The sequence below is a fragment of the Streptomyces sp. NPDC005925 genome, from assembly GCF_040638805.1.
Lineage (GTDB): Bacteria > Actinomycetota > Actinomycetes > Streptomycetales > Streptomycetaceae > Streptomyces.
This window is the reverse complement of record NZ_JBEXVL010000049.1, coordinates 1-16,885: the sequence shown is the minus strand read 5'-3', so window position 1 is coordinate 16,885 and position 16,885 is coordinate 1. Positions and strand designations below refer to the sequence as shown.

Sequence of the window (16,885 nt, the reverse complement as noted above, 5' to 3'; positions counted from 1 at the left end):
CATGGCTGACCTTCTACAACACTCAACGCCGACACACCGCGCTCGCAGGCCAACCCCCGATCAGCCGCCTGTCACCAACGCCATGACCGAGTACATCTAGGACCTCGCCACCCTGCGGGTCGCGCGCAGCCATTCCTTGTTCATGCTCGTGATGGACGTGAGCGGGATGCCCTTCGGGCAGGCGGTGGCGCACTCTCCGGTGAGGGTGCAGCCGCCGAAGCCCTCGTCGTCCATCTGCGCGACCATGTCCAGCACGCGGGTCTCCCGCTCCGGCGCGCCCTGCGGCAGTACGGCCAGGTGGTTGACCTTCGCGGAGGTGAACAGCATCGCCGCGCCGTTGGGGCAGGCCGCGACGCAGGCGCCGCAGCCGATGCACTCGGCGTGTTCGAAGGCGAGGTCGGCGTCCGGCTTGGGCACGGGCGTGGCGTGGGCCTCGGGTGCGGAGCCGGTGGGGGCGGTGACGTAGCCGCCGGACTGGATGATGCGGTCGAGGGCGGAGCGGTCCACGACCAGGTCCTTCACGACCGGGAAGGCGGCGGCCCGCCACGGTTCGACGTCGATGGTGTCGCCGTCCTCGAAGGACCGCATGTGCAGCTGGCAGGTGGTGGTGCGCTCCGGGCCGTGCGCGTCGCCGTTGATGACGAGCGAGCATGCGCCGCAGATGCCCTCGCGGCAGTCGTGGTCGAAGGCGACCGGATCCTCGCCCTTGAGGATGAGTTCCTCGTTGAGGGTGTCGAGCATCTCCAGGAAGGACATGTCCGGGGCGATGCCGTCCAGCTCGTACGTGGACATGGTGCCGTCGGCGTGGGCGTTCTTCTGCCGCCAGACGCGCAGGGTGAGCTTCATGTGTAACTCCGCCGGGTGGGGTGGACGTACTCGAAGACCAGGTTCTCCTTGTGCAGGGTCGGTGCCTCGCCCGTGCCCGTGAACTCCCAGGCCGCGGCGTACGCGAACTCGTCGTCCTTGCGGGCGGCCTCACCGTCGGGGGTCTGGGACTCCTCGCGGAAGTGGCCGCCGCAGGACTCGGTGCGGTGCAGCGCGTCGAGGCACATCAGCTCGGCGAGTTCCAGGTAGTCGACGACGCGGTTGGCCTTCTCCAGGGACTGGTTGAACTCCTCGCCGGTGCCCGGGACCTTGATCCGCCGCCAGAACTCCTCGCGGATCTGCGGTATGCGCTCCAGTGCCTTGCGCAGCCCCGCCTCGCTGCGGGCCATGCCGCACAGCTCCCACATCAGCTCGCCGAGTTCGCGGTGGAAGGAGTCGGGGGTGCGGTCGCCGTCGACGACCAGCAGCAGGTTCAGCCGGTCCATCGTGTCGGCGAGCGCCTCCCGGACCGCGGGGTGGTCGTCGTCGACCACGGCCTCGGAGGGGTTGCGGGCCAGATAGTCGTTGACGGTGGCCGGGAGGACGAAGTAGCCGTCGGCGAGGCCCTGCATGAGGGCGGACGCGCCGAGGCGGTTGGCACCGTGGTCGGAGAAGTTGGCCTCGCCGATCGCGAAGAGGCCGGGGATCGTGGTCTGGAGGTCGTAGTCGACCCACAGTCCGCCCATCGTGTAGTGCACGGCGGGGTAGATCCGCATGGGCACCTCGTACGGATCCTCGTCGGTGATCCGCTGGTACATGTCGAAGAGGTTGCCGTACCTGGCCTCCACCGCCTTGCGGCCCATGCGCCGGACGGCGTCGGCGAAGTCCAGGTACACGCCCTGGCCCCCCGGTCCCACCCCCCTGCCCTCGTCGCACACGTTCTTGGCGGCACGGGAGGCGATGTCGCGCGGGACGAGGTTGCCGAAGGACGGGTAGACGCGTTCCAGGTAGTAGTCCCGCTCGTCCTCGGGGATCTCGTGCGGCGGGCGGGTGTCGCCCTTGGCCTTCGGGACCCAGATCCGGCCGTCGTTGCGCAGCGACTCGCTCATCAGCGTCAGCTTGGACTGGTGATCGCCGGTGCGCGGGATGCACGTGGGGTGGATCTGTGTGAAGCACGGGTTGGCGAACAGCGCGCCGCGCCGGTGCGCCCGCCAGATCGCGGTCGCGTTGGAGTTCATGGCGTTGGTCGACAGGTAGAAGACGTTGCCGTAGCCGCCGGTGGCGAGGACGACGGCGTCCGCGTAGTACGTCGAGATCCGCCCGGTGACGAGATCACGGGCCACGATGCCGCGCGCCCGCCCGTCGACCACGAGCAGGTCGAGCATTTCGGTACGCGGGTGCATCTCCACGTTCCCGGCGGCGATCTGCCTGCTCAGGGCCTGGTAGGCGCCGAGCAGGAGCTGCTGGCCCGTCTGGCCGCGGGCGTAGAACGTGCGCGAGACCTGGACGCCGCCGAAGGAGCGGGTGTCGAGCAGGCCGCCGTACTCGCGGGCGAACGGCACGCCCTGCGCCACGCACTGGTCGATGATCTCGACGGAGATCTGTGCGAGACGGTGCACGTTGGACTCGCGGGCGCGGAAGTCGCCGCCCTTGACGGTGTCGTAGAAGAGGCGGTGGATCGAGTCGCCGTCGTTGCGGTAGTTCTTCGCGGCGTTGATGCCGCCCTGCGCGGCGATCGAGTGGGCGCGGCGCGGGGAGTCCTGGTAGCAGAACTGGACGACGCGGTAGCCCTGCTCGGCGAGCGTGGCGCCCGCCGAGCCGCCGGCCAGGCCGGTGCCGACGACGATGACGGTGTGCCCCCGCCGGTTGGCCGGGTTGACCAGCCCGGCCTCGAAGCGGCGCTTGTCCCAGCGCTCGTGGACCGGCCCGTCCGGTGCCTTGGTGTCGGCGACGGGCTCACCGGTCGCGTAGGTGGCGTAGTCGGTCATGTGGTTCACGTGGTCGTTCATGTCAGTTCACCACTCCGGTCATGACGGCCACGGGTACGGCGACGAAGCCGGCCGTGAGCAGCAGCGCGAGGATGTCGGCGGTGGCCCTGAGGGCGCGGTCGCGTGTGCGGCTGCCGACGCCGAGGCTCTGGGCGGCGCTCCAGAAGCCGTGCCGGACGTGCAGGCCGAGGGCGAGCATCGCGACGATGTAGACGACGTTGCCGTACCAGGTGGAGAAGGTGTCCACGACGTTCTGGTAGGGCTTGCCGGACTCGAAGCCGCCGGAGTGCACGGTGCCGGTGGTCAGGTCCAGCAGGTGCCAGACGACGTACAGGCCGAGGATGATCCCGCCCCAGCGCATGGTGCGCGTCGCGTAGCTCGACCGGGGTCTGCCGTGCGCGTACTTGCGGGGCCGGGCCCGGATGTCGCGGCGGCTGAGCTGGTACGCGGACACGCCGTGCGCGATCACCGCGACGATCAGGGCGACGCGGATCAGCCACAGCGTCCAGCCGTGGTGCATGAAGGGCTCGCCCATGGTGCGCAGCCAGTGCGCGTAGTGGTTGAACTCGCCGGGCCCGAAGAAGATCTTCAGGTTGCCGATCATGTGGACGACCAGGTAGGACAGCATGATCAGGCCGCTGACCGCCATCACTGCCTTCTTGCCGACGGTCGAGTCCCACACGGTGCGTGCCATGGACGGCCGTCGGTCCGTCCGCGTTGCCAGAGCCATGGACAAGACGCTAGGCGGCCACCCCCTCATCGGTCCAAGACATGGTCCGGCTCGTTTCCATAGGGCACGTCTATGGAAAGCGCCTATGCTCGGCCGGGTGCAGTTCCATCAGCTCCAGTACTTCGTGGCCGTCGCCGAGACCCGGCACTTCACCCGGGCCGCCGATCTCGTCCACGTCGCCCAGCCGTCACTGTCGCAGCAGATCAAGGCGCTGGAGCGGGAGCTCGGCGCGGACCTGTTCCTGCGGGCCCGCGGCAACATCGCCCTGACCGACGCCGGTGAGGCGCTGCTGCCGCTGGCCCGGCGCATCCTCGCCGACGCGGACACGGCCCGGCACGAGGTGCTGGAGCTGGTGCAGCTGCGGCGCGGCCGGGTCAGGCTGGGCGCCACCCCGAGCCTGTGCACGGGCCTGCTCCCGGACGTGCTGCGTGGTTTCCACGACCGCTATCCCGGCGTGCGGCTGCTGATCGAGGAGGGCGGCTCGCACGACCTGGTACGGGAACTGGCGCGCGGCGCGCTCGATCTGGCCCTGGTGGTACTGCCGCTGCCCACGCCGTCGCCCGCGCTGACGACGGTGGAGCTGCTGCGCGAGGACCTGGTCGTGGTGTCGTCCCCGGAGGCGGCACCGCCGGGCGGGGGGCGACGGACGGTGCGGATCGCCGACCTGGAGAGGGAGCGGCTCGTGATGTTCCGGCACGGCTATGACCTGCGGGAACTGACCGTGGCGGCGTGCCGCGCGGAGGGCTTCGAGCCGGACTTCGCGGTCGAGGGCGGCGAGATGGACGCGGTACTGGGGTTCGTGCGTGCCGGGCTCGGGGTGGCCGTCGTACCGCGCATGGTGGCGACACGGGCCGGGCACGGACTGCGGGTCACGGCGCTGGCCCGGCCGGGACTGCACCGTACGATCGCGTTGGCGCACCGTAGCGATGTGGCTCCGCCCCGGGCCGCGCGGGAGTTGCAGCGGTTGCTGCTCGCCCGGTGAGCGGCGTCTCCCCCACATCGTCCGGATCACTCGAAAGCGCCGGGGTCGTCCGGCGCTTTTCGGGTCGCGGGTGCGTCGTGGTGGTGCGTGCGGCGCGGGTGTGCCGCGCCCCTTCGGGGAGCCCCTGGTGGGGGCTCGCCCTCAGGTGGTGGCGTCCACCAGGGCCAGTTCGTGGAGGCGTTCCGGGGGGCCCGGCCTGGCGTAGTACCAGCCCTGGGCCGTGTCGCAGCCCAGTATGCGGAGTTGTTCGGCCTGGGCCGCGGTCTCCACGCCCTCGACCGTGACCGCGAGGTCCAGGCTGTGCGCGAGGGAGACGATGCCCTCGACGATCTTCAGGTCGACCGGGTCGGCCGGGAACTGCTGCATGCTCTGCGTGAACGAGCGGTCCAGCTTGAGGACGCTCACCGGCAGGCGGCGCAGGTTCGCGAGATTGGAGTAGCCCGTGCCGAAGTCGTCCAGCGCGATGTCGACACCCATCTCGGCGAGTCGGCGCAGCGGCTTCAGCAGGTCGTCGTCCGCGCCGATCAGCGCCGACTCCGTGACCTCCAGGCACAGCACGTCGGGTTCGACGCCGGCGCGCTCCAGGATGTCGATGGTGTCCTGGACGAGACCGGGATGCGCCAGCTGGCAGGGCGAGAGGTTGACGTTGATACGCATCTGTCCCGCGTCGGCGTGCTTCTCCCGCCAGGTGCGGGCCTGCCGCACCGACTGCTCCAGCACCCAGCGCCCGAGCGGCACGATGAGGCCGGTGTCCTCGGCGAGCGGAATGAACCGGTCCGGGCCCAGCACGCCGTGCTGCGGGTGCAGCCAGCGCACCAGCGACTCCGCGCCGCGCACACTGCCGTCGCAGAGGCGCACCAGCGGCTGGTACTCGATGAAGAACTCGCCGCGCTCCAGGGCGGCGGGCAGCGCGGTGGTGAGGCCGTGCCGGGTGATGGCGCGGGCGTCCGCCTCCGGGTCGGCGAGCTCGCAGCGGTTGCCGCCCGCCGCCTTGGCCCGGTACATGGTGATGTCGGCGCTGCGCAGGACCTCCGCCGGGCTGCGCTCACCGGCCGGGCCCTCGACTATGCCGATGCTGACGCGCACGGTCAGCTCCCTGCCGTCCACGCTGATCGGGGTGAGCAGGGCGTTCATGATGCGCTCGGCGAGCTCGTCGACCTGGCGCCGGGTGCCGGGGCCGGTGGTCAGCGCCACGAACTCGTCGCCGCCGAGCCGGGCGACCATCTCGCCGGGCGCGGTGACGCAGGACTCCAGCCGGTCGGCGACCTCCACGAGCAGTCGGTCGCCGGCCGCGTGGCCGAGGCTGTCGTTGATCGTCTTGAAGCCGTCCAGGTCGAGGTAGCACAGCCCGAAGCGCTGCCCCTCGCCCGCGTTGAGGGCCTTCTCCAGACGCTCGAAGAAGAAGGTGCGGTTGGGCAGGCCGGTGAGCGCGTCGTGCGTGGCCTCGTAGCGCAGCCGCAGGTTGAGCAGCCGCCGCTCGGTGGTGTCCTCCATGAGGGCGAGCTGGTACTGCGGGACGCCGTCCGGGTCGCGCAGCAGGGAGACGGTGAGGTTGGTCCACAGGACCGTTCCGTCAGGGCGGGCGAAGGCCTTCTCCACGTGGTAGTGCTCGCGCTCGCCGCGGATCAGCTCGTCGTAGAGCCGCCAGATGTGGGGCGCGTCCTCGGGGTGGGACCAGTCCACGACCTTCTGTCCGCGCAGGGTCTGGTCGGACACCCCGAACATGCGCACCAGCGCGCCGTTGACCTGGAGCACGGTGCCGTCCAGGTCGGCGATGCCGATCCCTATGGCTGCGCCCTCGAAGACCGCGCGGAAGCGGGCCTCGCTGGCGTGCAGGGCCTGGGCGACGACGCCCTGGGCCATCAGCGCGGCCTGCGCGATGGACTCCTGCTCGGACAGTGTGCGCTCCCGCAGGGCCTCGGCGAACCCGGCGGCCATGGCGTGCTGGAGCCGCGCCGAACGCGCCCGCAGGTCCTCCCGGTCGCCGTCCCCGCCGCAGTACAGCACCAGGTAGGCCTCCACGCAGTCCAGGGTGCGGCTGAGCGCCTCGGGGTCGGTGCAGTGCGCGGTGACGAGACCGGCGCCCACCGCCCGTCCCTCGCCCGCTTCGAAGGCGCGCGACTTCAGGGCGTCACTCAGACGCCTGGCCAGCGGCAGGAGTTGCTGCTCGAACTCGGGCCGGGTCGACGACGTCGATGTCACCGGGTACACGGCCCGGCTCCAGATGGTCGCGAACCTGCGCAGTCTGTCCTCCGGACCGTCCGGGTCCGTATCCGCGCTCACGCCCGCCGCCCCATGCCCGCGAAGCCCGAGAAGGCGAACGGGTCCTCGTCCTCGGGCGGGGTGTCGGGCCGCCAGTGCGGCATCGGCACCAGTCCGGGTTCCACCATGTCGTACCCCTCGAAGAACCGCGCGACGTCCTCGCGCGGGCGCATGATCAGCGGGTTTCGGATGTCCTCGTACACGCTCACCAGACCTCCGGCGCGCTCGGCCGGCAGCGGGATGCCCTCGTACGAGCCGTGCGTGAGGACGAGCAGGCTGCCGGGCGCGAGCGCGTCCCTCAGCTCGGCCACCGCACCGTGCGGGTCGTCCGCGTCGTCCACGAAGTGCAGTATGGCAACGAGCAGCAGTGCCACTGGCCGATTCAGGTCGATCAACCGCCCGAACTCCCGGCTCGCCAGGATCTCCCCGGGCTTGCGCAGGTCGGCCGCGACGACGTCCGCGTTCTCGTTGCCCTTCAGGACCGCCTGACTGTGCGCCACCGCCACCGGGTCGTGGTCCACGTACAGGACGCGCGCGTCGGGGCACGCGGCCTGCGCCACCTCGTGGACGTTGCCGAAGGTCGGGATGCCGGAGCCGATGTCCAGGAACTGGGTGATGCCCTGGTCCACCGCGTACCGGACCGCGCGGCGCATGAACGCCCGGTTCGCCTGCATGATCTTGGGGAGTCCCGGCATGAACTCGATGGCCCTGCGGGCCGCTTCCCGGTCGACCTCGAAGTTGTGCGAACCGCCCAGGTAGTAGTCGTAGATCCGGGAAACGCTCGGCACCGTGATGTCGATGCTCCGTGGGGCCCAGGCGGGACGCTCCATCTATCTCTCCAGGCTTGGCGATCCGGTGTTCGAGGTGAGGCTACTGATGGTCCGCCAAAGGAGCGAGCCGAAACGGAAATTGACCGTCCGTTCCCGGTCACTGCCTGCGGCACGTGCCAAATGACCTTCGAACGGCCCGACGCGCGAAAACCTCACGAAAAGTAGCGACGCCCATCGGATGCGTGATCACGCAAACCGGTACGCCCCTTCCACACAGCGCGGAAAGGGCGTACCGGAATGGACTTACAGGTCGGTTACTTCTTGGGCGCGCCGACCGGTTTTCCGTCGGGGCTCACGGCGTACCAGGTGCCGCCCACACCCTGGCCGTTGATGTCGCCCGGTTTCTTGTCGCCGGTGAAGGTGTAAACCGGCCAGCAATCCACCGTCTGCTGCTTGACGCCGTCGGGCCGGGCGAAGCTCATCAGGCTCTTCTTCTCCAGTCCCTCCGTGTCATCGGCGGCCACCGGGGCCACGACGGGCCACTTGTCCAGGCAGACGCCCGTGCACGCGGAGACGGGTTTCGGCCAAGCCTCGTCCTTCAGGAAGCGGTAGACGGTCATGCCGTCGCCGTCGACGACGAGCTCGCCGAGTTCCGGGTCCTGGCGGGTGGACAGGCCGGGCCGATCGGCCGACCGCGCCTTCCCGCCGTCGGGGGTCAGCGCGAACCACGTGCCGCCGACGCCCTGCCCCTTCACGTCACCGGCGTTGACGTCCTTCACGTAGCGGTACGCCGGCCAGCCCGCGACGGTCAGCTGCCTGCCGCCGTCGGAGCGGGTGGTCTCGCCCAGCAGCGCCTTGTCGATGCCCGCACCGGCCTCGGCGTCGTCCGCGGGCACCGGCGGCCAGGTCTCGGCGCAGTCGCCCTCGCAGTTCGACACCGGCGGCCGAGCCGTGTCCTGGTCGAACCGGTACAGGGTGAGGCCGACGCCGTCGGTCATCACCGTGCCCAGCTCGGCGTCGGCGGCGACGGACAGCTTGCCCGCCGGGGACCCGGTCGAGCTCGGGGCGGCCTGTCCGCCGTCGGCCGGGTCACCGGGGTCCTTGCCCGCGCCCACGCCGCTGTAGTCGCCGGGCAGCACCGTGGCGCCGACGTTCTGGCTGTTCGCGGCGCCGGCGTCGTCCTGACCGCACGCCGTCGTCAGCGCAAGCACCGCCGCGGCGCACGCCACGAGTGAAGCGCTCCGCCAGGAGGTCTTCATCATCAACTCCCCCAATCCGTCAGGGTGTCGCAGCGCCCTGCTGCGCCGCCGCACGGCAGGGGGTACGCACACGGGGGCCGGTTGCGTTCAATCTCCGCGCGCCTTTGCCTCCGGGTTCCTCTCGGGCTGCTCTCCGGCTTCCCCTCCGACTTCCTCTCCGGCTCTCTCGCCGGGGCTCCGTCCGTCGGTCGCGGTCCGCGCCTTGCCTCCGCTGCCGCTGCCGCTGTCGCTGTTGCTGTTGCTGTTGCGGCTGCGGCTGCGGCTGCGGCTGCGGCTGCGGCTGCGGCTGCGGCTGCGGCGGTCAACGCGCCGCTGGGCGCGCGTCCTTCCTTCGGGGCAATACCCGAGCGTGGGCGCCCGGCGTGCCGCGGCGTCGATCATGCTCTCCTCGTGCGAGAACCCGAGCCATCCCAATCAGCCTGTCCCGCAAGGGCGTTGGCACTGGTGGTGCTGGTGTGGTCGCTCATCGGCGCGCCGGCCCAAGTGGCGGTCGCCGACGCCTGTGCCTCCGCGTCCACCGGACCGGACGGCAGGACAGCGGTGGCGCACGCCGGGAGCGACTCCTGGCCCACGGTCCCGCCGTGCCACACGCCCCCGCCACCCCCCGAGCCGACCCCCACCCCCTCTCCTACGCCTCCGCCCCCACCCCCGTCTCCGCCTCCACCACCACCACCGAAGCCCACCCCCACGCCCCCCGCTCCGGAGCTCGAACCCCCTCCGCGCCCGGCCCCCACTCCGCCGCCCCGCACACCCGCGCCGCCGCCCGCACCGGCCCCCGAGCCGCCGCCGGCATCGCCCGCACCGCGCCCGTCCCCGCGTCCGGTGCACTACCCGCCCCACCGCGTCGCGCCACCCCCTGGACACCAGCCCGACGACGCGCCGTCGCCGCTCACGTTCGTCCTGCTCATCACGGCCCCCGCGGTGATCGCCGTCGCCGCGCTCCGGCCCCGCTGACCCCCCTTGGAGGACCCCTTGCCGGAATGGCTTGTTCTCACCCTCGCGATGCTCGCCGCCTGCGCCGTGGTCGTCGTCGTGACCCTCGTACGGGACCGCCGGGCGCCCGAGGACGAGGACCCCAGCGAGACTCCGGACGTCATCGAGTACATGACCATGTGGATCGGCGTCGTGTACGCCATCGTCCTCGGCCTGGCCATCGCAGGTGTCTGGGAGGCCCGGAGCGCCGCCCAGGACCACGTGCAGGCGGAAGCGGCCGCGCTGCACGAGATCACCGAGCGGGTCCGGGTCTACCCGCCCGACGTCCGCGACCGTATTCGCGACGATGTCAACGCCTATGTCGGACACGTCGTCACCACCGAGTGGCAGACCATGGCCGAGGACGGCAGCGTCACCGACCGCGGCACCGAACTGCTGAAACGGGTGCGCGTGGACGTCACCGACTACGAGCCGCGCACCGACTTCGAGGCGCAGGCCTACCAGCCGCTCGTCGACCAGGTGACGGCGGCCGACCAGGCGCGCAACGCCCGGGCGTCGTCGACCGGGGCGACCATGCCGGGCGTGGTGTGGTTTGGGCTGGTGATCGGAGGCGCCGCCACCATCGGGATGGTGTTCGCGCTGCAGATCCGGCGCACCCCGCGCGAGTTGGTCCTCGCAGGGCTGTTCTCCGCGCTGGTCGCCTTCCTGCTCTTCCTGATCTGGGACTTCGACGAGCCCTACAGCCAGGGCATCTCCGCCTCGACGGACCCCTTCCTGCGGCTGTTCCCCCATCTCGGGGGCTAGGTACTCCGTCCCTTCCCGGAACCCGGTCACGCTGTTCACCACGTGCCGGGTTCTGTCGTTTCCAGGAGGTCATGTCGTTTCCCGGCGGCCGGGTCCTGTCGTGGATCACCCCGGCCGCCTCAGCCGCCCCAGGGGCGCGACATGCACGCCGTGTCCCCTGGGCGGCCCGCGGGGTTGCCGCCCAGCACCCCAGCACCCCAGCACCCCAGCACCCCAGCACCCACAAGGCCTCCGTCGCGGTGTCCGTAAGGAACCCGGGCGAAGGCCTTTTCGCTGCGCCTTTCCGGCGTGCGATCCGAAAGGAGTGAGGAGGGGCGGGGCGAGGAAGGGCAGGTCTGGGGAGGGGGAGGGAGTGAGCGGCGGCCGGGCGGGGGGACCCGGCCGTCGCGGTCAGATCTTCTTCTCGGTCCGGCGGCGCATCCAGAACACTCCGCCGCCGACGGCCGCCGCTGCCACCAGCGCGCCGCCGACGGCCATGTCGGCAGGCGTCGCCCCGGTGGAGCTGCTGCCGCCGAGACCGCCCTGGGTCCCGCCGAGGACGGTGAAGGCAGCCGGCTTCGTCAGCGTCCTGCCGGAGCAGTTGACCGTGATGTCGTACGAGCCCGGGCGGGCCGTGCTGCTGACGGTGGCGGTGCCCCTGGCGCTCTGCTTCGGGGAGTTGGGCACGGCCGTCAGTCTGGCCCGCGGGAACGCGCGGGACGTCATGGTGCCTCCGTTGGGGCAGTTGTCCACCGTGACGGTGAGCTGGCCGCCCCGGGCGATGACGGCGGGCAGGGCGACGATGTTGCTCGGGGTGTCCCAGGCTACGGCCGCGGGGGCGGCGAGCCCCACGGCGGCGACAGCCACGGCAGACACCGCCAGGGCACGAGACTTGCGCATGTGATCCTCCGCGGAAGGCGCCCCGGGACCCGTTCCCGGGAGAATCGGCGAGAAAGCGCCTCCCAGAATGACCCTCAGTTGCCGTGCGCGCGGGCGCATTTCGGGAATGGTCCGTCCCGGTGAGCGCAAAAGCCGCCAGGAATGCACGAGACGGCATATCGCCGCAGGTCACGGGCGGCCGGAAAAAAACGGCGGCCGGTCCCTCGGATGGCGGACAGCACGGCACGTGGCCACCCGTTCGCCGCTGCCCCGTCGCCGGTTTTCCCTGTCGCGCTTAGCTTTGCCGTATGCGCGAATTGACGCGGCGACGGCCGTGTCGAGAGGGGATGTCCCATGCATGAGTCCGTGGAGCTGGCCGAAGAAGAGGAGCGGCGCAGGAAGCGTGCTCCTTGGGGCGTGATAGCGCTTGTTCTGCTGACCGGCCTCGCGCTCATCCGGAATGGTTCGGGGGAATTCGACGTGGGGCCGCCGCAGCCCGCCTCGGCCGCCGCGACGGACAGCCAGGATGCCGGTGTCCGCGCGAAGTCCGCCGCTCTGAACCCGCTGCCGTATTCCGTGCCCGATCGGGTCAGGATCCCCGCCATCCAGGTCGACGCGCCGGTGATGCCGGTGGGTCTGGACGCGGAGGGCTGGGTGGACGCCCCGCCGCCCGAGGACCCGAATCTGGCCGGCTGGTTCAGCGGCGCGGTCACGCCCGGGGAGAGGGGCACCGCCGTCGTCGTCGGGCACGTCGACAACAAGCAGGGCCCTGCCGTGTTCTACGGACTCGGCGCTCTGCAACAGGGAAATCGCGTCGAAATCTCCCGGCAGGACGGAAAGACGGTCGTTTTCGAGATCTACGGCATCGAGGTCTTCTCGAAGAACGACTTCCCGAGCGACCGCGTCTACAACTCGACCGGCGGCGCGGAATTGCGGGTCATCACCTGCGGCGGCGGTTTCTCGAAGCAGAACGGCTACGAGGGCAATGTCGTCACCTTCGCCCGCCTGGTCGAGGTCCGCTGAGCGGATCCCCGGCCGGGCGGGCGCGGCCCCGTCCGCGTGACGGTCCGCGACGTCTGACGGCCCGTCGGTGTCGACGGGCCGTCGGGCGTCGCGGGACGTCAGGTGAGTTGCCGCCGGGGGACGGTCACGTGGTAGCCGGCCTTCAGCAGGTCGGGAAGGTAGGCGCGCAGCGCGTTCACACTCTGGGAGCGGTCGCCCCCGGCGTCGTGCGAGAGCACCACGACGCCGGGGGCGGCGCCCTTCTCGACCCGGCCGGCGATCTTGCGCGTGCCGGGCCTGGTCCAGTCGAGGGTGTCCACGGTCCAGGCGAGCGGCTCCATGCCGAGTTCAGCACCGATCTGGAAGGTGGCCCGGTTCCAGGCGCCGTAGGGCGCGCGGAACCACTGGGGGCGTTCGCCGTACGCCTCCTCGATGACATGGCTGGTGCGTTCCATCTGGTCGCGGATCGCGGCGCGGGTGAGTTGGGTCAGCAGCGGGTGGGACCAGGTGTGGTTGCCGACGACGTGTCCCTCGTCGGCCATGCGGGACACCAGGTCCCGGTGGTCGTCGGCCGTCTCCCCGCACACGAAGAACATGGCGCGTACGTCGTGCTCGGCCAGGACGTCGAGGATGCGCGGGGTGTAGCGGGGGTCGGGTCCGTCGTCGAAGGTGAGCACCATGGTGCGGCCCCGCCCGGACACCCGCAGCAGGGGGGCGTGGCGCACCATGGTCCGGGCGGGCGCCGGGTGCCGGGGCCCGTAGCCGGTCAGCGGCTGGAGTCGGTAGGCGGAGGACTTGAGGGGGCGCCGTGCCCGGGGGCCCGGGGCGGGGGCGAGGGCGGGGGACTCCGGCTCGCTCCCCGTGACCGCCGCGAACACACCGGCGGTCCCGGCCGCCCCGAGAGCGCCGGCACCGGCGAGCAACGCCCGGCGCCGCGTAAGCAACTGATCGGATTTCATGACTGATCAGTCGCCCGACACGACGCCGACGCACCACGACGACACCGGTTCGGCGGCACGACTTCACTCGCACGGCGGAGCCGGAGCGGGGGCGGAGCGGGTGGAGGGGGTGGACTGGGGGTGCGTGCGGGGTGCGTGCGGGGTGCGTGCGGGGTGCGTGCGGGGTGCGTGCGGGCCGGGAGCGCGGCGCGTGGCGCCCCTCGGGGTGGCGGGCCGGGCCGGGCGATAGCCTCGCCGGGTGACGGAACAGCACTCCCACCAGTTCGAACGGGGTACGGACGGGCCCAAGGTCGTCCTCGTCGGCGTGGACGGCTCCGCCTCGTCGCTGCGGGCCGCCGCGTACGCCGGGGGTCTGGCCCGCCGGCAGCGGGCGCTGCTCGCCGTGGTGTACGTGCAGCCCTTCATGGCGGCGGGTGCCGCGCTCGGCGCGCCGGTCGCCGGGGCGACGGAGCAGATCGCCGAGGACCTGGTGGCGCACATCCGGGAGGCCGCCGAGCGGGTCAGGGGGATTTTCGAGGTGCGCTGGGAGTTCCACACGTTCCCCGGCGACCCCTACAGCGGGCTGGTGAGGGCTGCCGACGAGCTCAAGGCGGACGCCGTCGTGGTGGGCGCGTCGGAACAGGCGGGCCACCGGTTCGTCGGTTCGGTCGCTGTACGGCTGGTCAGGGCGGGACGCTGGCCGGTGACCGTGGTGCCGTAGCGGAACGCGAGGCTCGTGCGGGGCCGGGGCACGGGCCTCGGACGGCGGGCGGACGCGAACGGCAGCAGGACGGCGGGCACGGACCCGGCAGGCGGCAGGCGTGCCGGGCGCGGGCCGCCCGGCCCCGACCGGCCGCGGGCGGCCCCCGGGCACGAGCGGCGGCGGCCCCGTGGGGTCGCCCGGCCGCTACCGCCCCATCCTGAGCCCGTCCTTCGCCGCGCCCCGGCTGAACGCCACGTCGCGGATACGGTCGCGTACGGCGCGTACGTCGGCGCCCCGGGCGAGGGCCTTGTTGAGGTTGGTCACTCGTCCGGCGCCCACGTCGTACCACTGCGGCACGAACTCGGCGCGCTTCACCTTCCACCGGCCGCCGGTCTTCGCGGGTGGGGCGAAGGTGAAGCGGCCGACGGTGGACTGGTTGCCGCGGGGGTCCCGGTCGCCGAAGTGGTTGATCATCGAGCCGGCGATCTGGTCGCCCATGCCGTAGACCACCCAGGTTCCGTTGACCTTCTCGTACGCCTGCGGCACGTGCGCGTGGGTGCCGAGGATGAGGTCGATGTCGGGGCGGCCCCCGGTGCGGGACGCGGTCAGGGTGCGGGCCAGGGTGAGCTGCTGCTCGTCGGGGACGTCCTGCCATTCGGTGCCCCAGTGCAGGGAGACGACGACCACGTCGGCGCCCTCCCGCCGGGCCGCCCGCGCGTCCGCCAGGATGCGGGCCTCGTCGATGAGGTTGACCGCCCAGGGGCGGTCGGCGGGCGGCGAACTGCCGTTGAGGCCGTAGGCGTAGGCGAGGTGGGCGACGGCCGCCCCGCCCGCGTGCAGGATCGTGGGGGTGCGGGCCTCGGTCTCGGTGCGGGCCGTTCCGGCGTGCCGGAGGCCGGCGCGGTCGAAGGCGTCGAGGGTGCGGCCGATGCCGGCGGCGCCGTCGTCGAGGGAGTGGTTGGAGGCGGTGGAGCAGCCGTCGTAGCCGGTGGCGGCGAGGCCGCGGGCCACCTCGGGCGGGGACTTGAAGAGCGGGTAGCCGGTGTAGTCGCCGTCCGCGCCGTACACGGTCTCCATGTGGCACAGGGCGAGGTCGGCGCGGGAGACGACGGACCGGATGCCGGCGAGCATCGGGGCGAAGTCGTAGCCGCTACCGCCCGCGTCGCGGCGGGCCCGGGCGATGATGTTGCTGTGCGGGAGGACGTCTCCGGAGGCGACGAGCGTGAAACCCGAGCCGGCGCCCGACGCGCTCGGGGCCCGGGTGCCGAGTGTTTCGTACCGGTCTGCCTGGCAGGCCGCTCCCGCGATCAGAAGTGTCGTCAGCGCAAGGGCCACCTGGTGTCTGCGTGCGATCATCACTCACCCTGCCGTAGTCGGGATGCACAGATAAAGCGGATAAACAGGTAAGAATCCCGATGGGCCGATGAGTGGCTGCGACACGCGTTTTAGGCCGTCCGGCGTGGGCGAACGGGTTCACCGACCGTTCGTCGTACCGTTCATCGACGCGATCGACCGTCCGCCGCACACTCGTGTGCGTGCCCTGTCCCCCTGGCAACGCCCTGCGGTGCCATACGGCCATGAGCGCCGGAACCATCATGACGAGCGGGACGACCGCCGAGCACGAGCTCGCGACGCTGCAGCGCGAGCACGGCAGGCCCCTCTTCGCGCTGCTGCTCCGGCTCTGCGACGGCGACCGGCAGCGCGCCGAGGACCTGGTGCAGGAGACTCTGGTGCGCGCCTGGCAGCACCCCGAGGCCCTGCGCGCCGACAACTTCGAATCCGTACGCCCCTGGCTGCTGACGGTGGGCAGGCGGCTCGCGATCGACGCGCGGCGCGCCCGGCAGGCGCGTCCGCCCGAGGTCGGCGACGCGGTCCTGGAGAACGCCCGGGTCTGCGCCGACCACGCCGAGCGGGCCGTGGCGACACTGGACGTACGGAAGGCTGTGAAGACTCTCACTCCCGAGCACCGTGACGTACTGGTGCTCGTGTACTTCCACGGGGCGAGTGTGGCGGAAGCGGCGAAGGCCCTGGGTATTCCGCCCGGTACGGTGAAATCCCGCGCGTACTACGCGCTGCGCGCCCTGCGCCGGGTGCTTCCCGGATACGCGACCGACCTGCGGTGAAACTGGCCGCCGAGTCAAACCTCCGTAAAGCGCCTTGCTGAGGACCCCGGTTGAGTAATCGGCTGTTCTCGTCCGTGTTCCGGACCGGGGACCGGCTGGGGCTTACGCGCACGCACCGGAGGAAGGCAGGAAGGAATGCAGCACAGAGGCCGAGAGAGCACGGACGGTGAACTGACCGTCCCCATGGCCTGGTTGTATGCCGAGTACATCGCCGACGAGCTGCTGCGCAGCGGCGACCTGATGCCGCCGACGTCCTTCGAGTTCCGCGCGGGCCGGGACGCGCTGGCGCTGACCGTCTTCCTGTCCGACACGGAGGGCGAGCTGTCCGGCATCCGTGTCGTCACCCAGCTGGAGACCTGGCTGTCGCTGACGGCGTACGACCAGCCGTGGCAGGAGTGGGTGCGTGAGCAGTTGGCCGGTCTCGCCGCCGACGCCGCCGCCTCGGGGCGTCCCGCGCCGGATCTGGCGCTGGCCGAGGAGGCCTGGCGCTGGCTGCAGGAGACCGAGCTGCTCGCGCCCGACCTGAACGCGGTGCCGGGCGGTGTCCCCGTCGCCGGCGAGGAGGACGGGCCGCAGGTGTGGACCCCGGCCTGGCAGCTGGGACTGCCGCTGGGGCACCTGGCGATCCATCTCTTCTAGCTGTTCTGTCCCGGGAGGTTGTGGACGGTGACAGGGCTCACGGCTGACCGATCTTGAAATGGGTGAGGGCCTTCTGGCCTGGTGTGGATT

Annotated in this window: 14 protein-coding genes and 1 pseudogene; 6 read left to right on the top strand and 9 right to left on the bottom strand. The window is 71.5% G+C overall.

The genetic code is table 11. The annotated features are described in order from the left end of the window. Window positions 1-96: 96 nt before the first annotated feature. From ABZ354_RS28190 to ABZ354_RS28180, 3 genes are read right to left on the bottom strand one after another with little or no spacing between them, the layout of a single operon-like run. The gene (locus ABZ354_RS28190; protein WP_358661470.1) at window positions 97-846 is read right to left on the bottom strand and encodes a succinate dehydrogenase/fumarate reductase iron-sulfur subunit; all 750 of its coding nucleotides are present in this window, start codon (window positions 844-846) and stop codon (window positions 97-99) included. Beyond that, window positions 843-2,792, bottom strand: a complete 1,950-nt coding sequence (locus tag ABZ354_RS28185) for a fumarate reductase/succinate dehydrogenase flavoprotein subunit (RefSeq protein ID WP_358661474.1) — start codon at window positions 2,790-2,792, stop codon at window positions 843-845. The genes ABZ354_RS28190 and ABZ354_RS28185 overlap by 4 nt, the downstream gene beginning before the upstream one ends. A 22-nt stretch (window positions 2,793-2,814) precedes the next feature. Next, window positions 2,815-3,522: a succinate dehydrogenase gene (locus tag ABZ354_RS28180; protein ID WP_358661468.1), complete on the bottom strand. Its 708-nt coding sequence runs from the start codon at window positions 3,520-3,522 to the stop codon at window positions 2,815-2,817. 41 nt (window positions 3,523-3,563) lie between these two features. On the opposite strand from ABZ354_RS28180, the pseudogene ABZ354_RS28175 reads away from it, so the two are divergent. Beyond that, a pseudogene (locus ABZ354_RS28175) lies at window positions 3,564-4,504 on the top strand (LysR substrate-binding domain-containing protein). Between the two features lie 141 nt (window positions 4,505-4,645). Here the strand turns inward: ABZ354_RS28175 and ABZ354_RS28170 are convergent. The 3 genes from ABZ354_RS28170 to ABZ354_RS28160 form a co-directional block, all read right to left on the bottom strand. Further along, on the bottom strand, window positions 4,646-6,787 hold the full coding sequence (locus ABZ354_RS28170) for an EAL domain-containing protein (RefSeq protein ID WP_358661466.1): 2,142 nt from the start codon (window positions 6,785-6,787) through the stop codon (window positions 4,646-4,648). Beyond that, complete coding sequence (locus ABZ354_RS28165) at window positions 6,784-7,596, bottom strand: SAM-dependent methyltransferase (RefSeq protein ID WP_358661464.1); 813 nt, start codon at window positions 7,594-7,596, stop codon at window positions 6,784-6,786. Before ABZ354_RS28165 ends, ABZ354_RS28170 begins: the two co-directional genes overlap by 4 nt. A gap of 254 nt (window positions 7,597-7,850) precedes the next feature. Next, window positions 7,851-8,795: an SCO0930 family lipoprotein gene (locus ABZ354_RS28160; RefSeq protein ID WP_358661472.1), complete on the bottom strand. Its 945-nt coding sequence runs from the start codon at window positions 8,793-8,795 to the stop codon at window positions 7,851-7,853. Window positions 8,796-9,767: 972 nt separating this feature from the next. On the opposite strand from ABZ354_RS28160, the gene ABZ354_RS28155 reads away from it, so the two are divergent. Next, the gene (locus ABZ354_RS28155; RefSeq protein WP_358661462.1) at window positions 9,768-10,532 is read left to right on the top strand and encodes a hypothetical protein; all 765 of its coding nucleotides are present in this window, start codon (window positions 9,768-9,770) and stop codon (window positions 10,530-10,532) included. Window positions 10,533-10,922: 390 nt separating this feature from the next. Here the strand turns inward: ABZ354_RS28155 and ABZ354_RS28150 are convergent, their stop codons facing one another. Next, window positions 10,923-11,411, bottom strand: coding sequence for a hypothetical protein (locus ABZ354_RS28150; protein ID WP_358661460.1), 489 nt, complete (start codon window positions 11,409-11,411; stop codon window positions 10,923-10,925). A 333-nt stretch (window positions 11,412-11,744) separates the two neighbouring features. Between ABZ354_RS28150 and ABZ354_RS28145 the strand changes: the two genes are divergently transcribed. Next, window positions 11,745-12,413, top strand: a complete 669-nt coding sequence (locus ABZ354_RS28145; protein WP_358661458.1) for a class F sortase — start codon at window positions 11,745-11,747, stop codon at window positions 12,411-12,413. 98 nt (window positions 12,414-12,511) lie between these two features. Here the strand turns inward: ABZ354_RS28145 and ABZ354_RS28140 are convergent, their stop codons facing one another. Continuing rightward, window positions 12,512-13,351, bottom strand: a complete 840-nt coding sequence (locus ABZ354_RS28140) for a polysaccharide deacetylase family protein (protein WP_358661456.1) — start codon at window positions 13,349-13,351, stop codon at window positions 12,512-12,514. A 238-nt stretch (window positions 13,352-13,589) separates the two neighbouring features. Between ABZ354_RS28140 and ABZ354_RS28135 the strand changes: the two genes are divergently transcribed. Then, on the top strand, window positions 13,590-14,051 hold the full coding sequence (locus ABZ354_RS28135; protein WP_358661454.1) for a universal stress protein: 462 nt from the start codon (window positions 13,590-13,592) through the stop codon (window positions 14,049-14,051). Window positions 14,052-14,237: 186 nt separating this feature from the next. Here ABZ354_RS28135 and ABZ354_RS28130 read toward each other — a convergent pair whose 3' ends face one another. Further along, window positions 14,238-15,389 carry a CapA family protein gene (locus ABZ354_RS28130; RefSeq protein WP_358661452.1) on the bottom strand — a complete coding sequence of 384 codons (1,152 nt, stop codon included), beginning with the start codon at window positions 15,387-15,389 and terminating at the stop codon, window positions 14,238-14,240. A 221-nt stretch (window positions 15,390-15,610) separates the two neighbouring features. Between ABZ354_RS28130 and ABZ354_RS28125 the strand changes: the two genes are divergently transcribed. Both ABZ354_RS28125 and ABZ354_RS28120 read left to right on the top strand, forming a co-directional pair. After that, window positions 15,611-16,156: a sigma-70 family RNA polymerase sigma factor gene (locus ABZ354_RS28125; RefSeq protein WP_358661450.1), complete on the top strand. Its 546-nt coding sequence runs from the start codon at window positions 15,611-15,613 to the stop codon at window positions 16,154-16,156. 135 nt (window positions 16,157-16,291) lie between these two features. Beyond that, a complete protein-coding gene (locus ABZ354_RS28120) occupies window positions 16,292-16,795 on the top strand; it encodes a hypothetical protein (RefSeq protein WP_358661448.1) in 504 nt (167 codons plus the stop codon). Window positions 16,796-16,885: the final 90 nt, after the last annotated feature.

Coding starts and splice junctions, on each gene's coding strand:
- ABZ354_RS28120 (WP_358661448.1), top strand. CDS start 16,292: ATGCAGCACAGAGGCCGAGAGAGCACGGACGGTGAACTGACCGTCCCC.
- ABZ354_RS28185 (WP_358661474.1), bottom strand. CDS start 2,792: ATGACCGACTACGCCACCTACGCGACCGGTGAGCCCGTCGCCGACACC.
- ABZ354_RS28145 (WP_358661458.1), top strand. CDS start 11,745: ATGCATGAGTCCGTGGAGCTGGCCGAAGAAGAGGAGCGGCGCAGGAAG.
- ABZ354_RS28140 (WP_358661456.1), bottom strand. CDS start 13,351: ATGAAATCCGATCAGTTGCTTACGCGGCGCCGGGCGTTGCTCGCCGGT.
- ABZ354_RS28165 (WP_358661464.1), bottom strand. CDS start 7,596: ATGGAGCGTCCCGCCTGGGCCCCACGGAGCATCGACATCACGGTGCCG.
- ABZ354_RS28150 (WP_358661460.1), bottom strand. CDS start 11,411: ATGCGCAAGTCTCGTGCCCTGGCGGTGTCTGCCGTGGCTGTCGCCGCC.
- ABZ354_RS28180 (WP_358661468.1), bottom strand. CDS start 3,522: ATGGCTCTGGCAACGCGGACGGACCGACGGCCGTCCATGGCACGCACC.
- ABZ354_RS28190 (WP_358661470.1), bottom strand. CDS start 846: ATGAAGCTCACCCTGCGCGTCTGGCGGCAGAAGAACGCCCACGCCGAC.
- ABZ354_RS28160 (WP_358661472.1), bottom strand. CDS start 8,795: ATGAAGACCTCCTGGCGGAGCGCTTCACTCGTGGCGTGCGCCGCGGCG.
- ABZ354_RS28130 (WP_358661452.1), bottom strand. CDS start 15,389: ATGATCGCACGCAGACACCAGGTGGCCCTTGCGCTGACGACACTTCTG.
- ABZ354_RS28125 (WP_358661450.1), top strand. CDS start 15,611: ATGAGCGCCGGAACCATCATGACGAGCGGGACGACCGCCGAGCACGAG.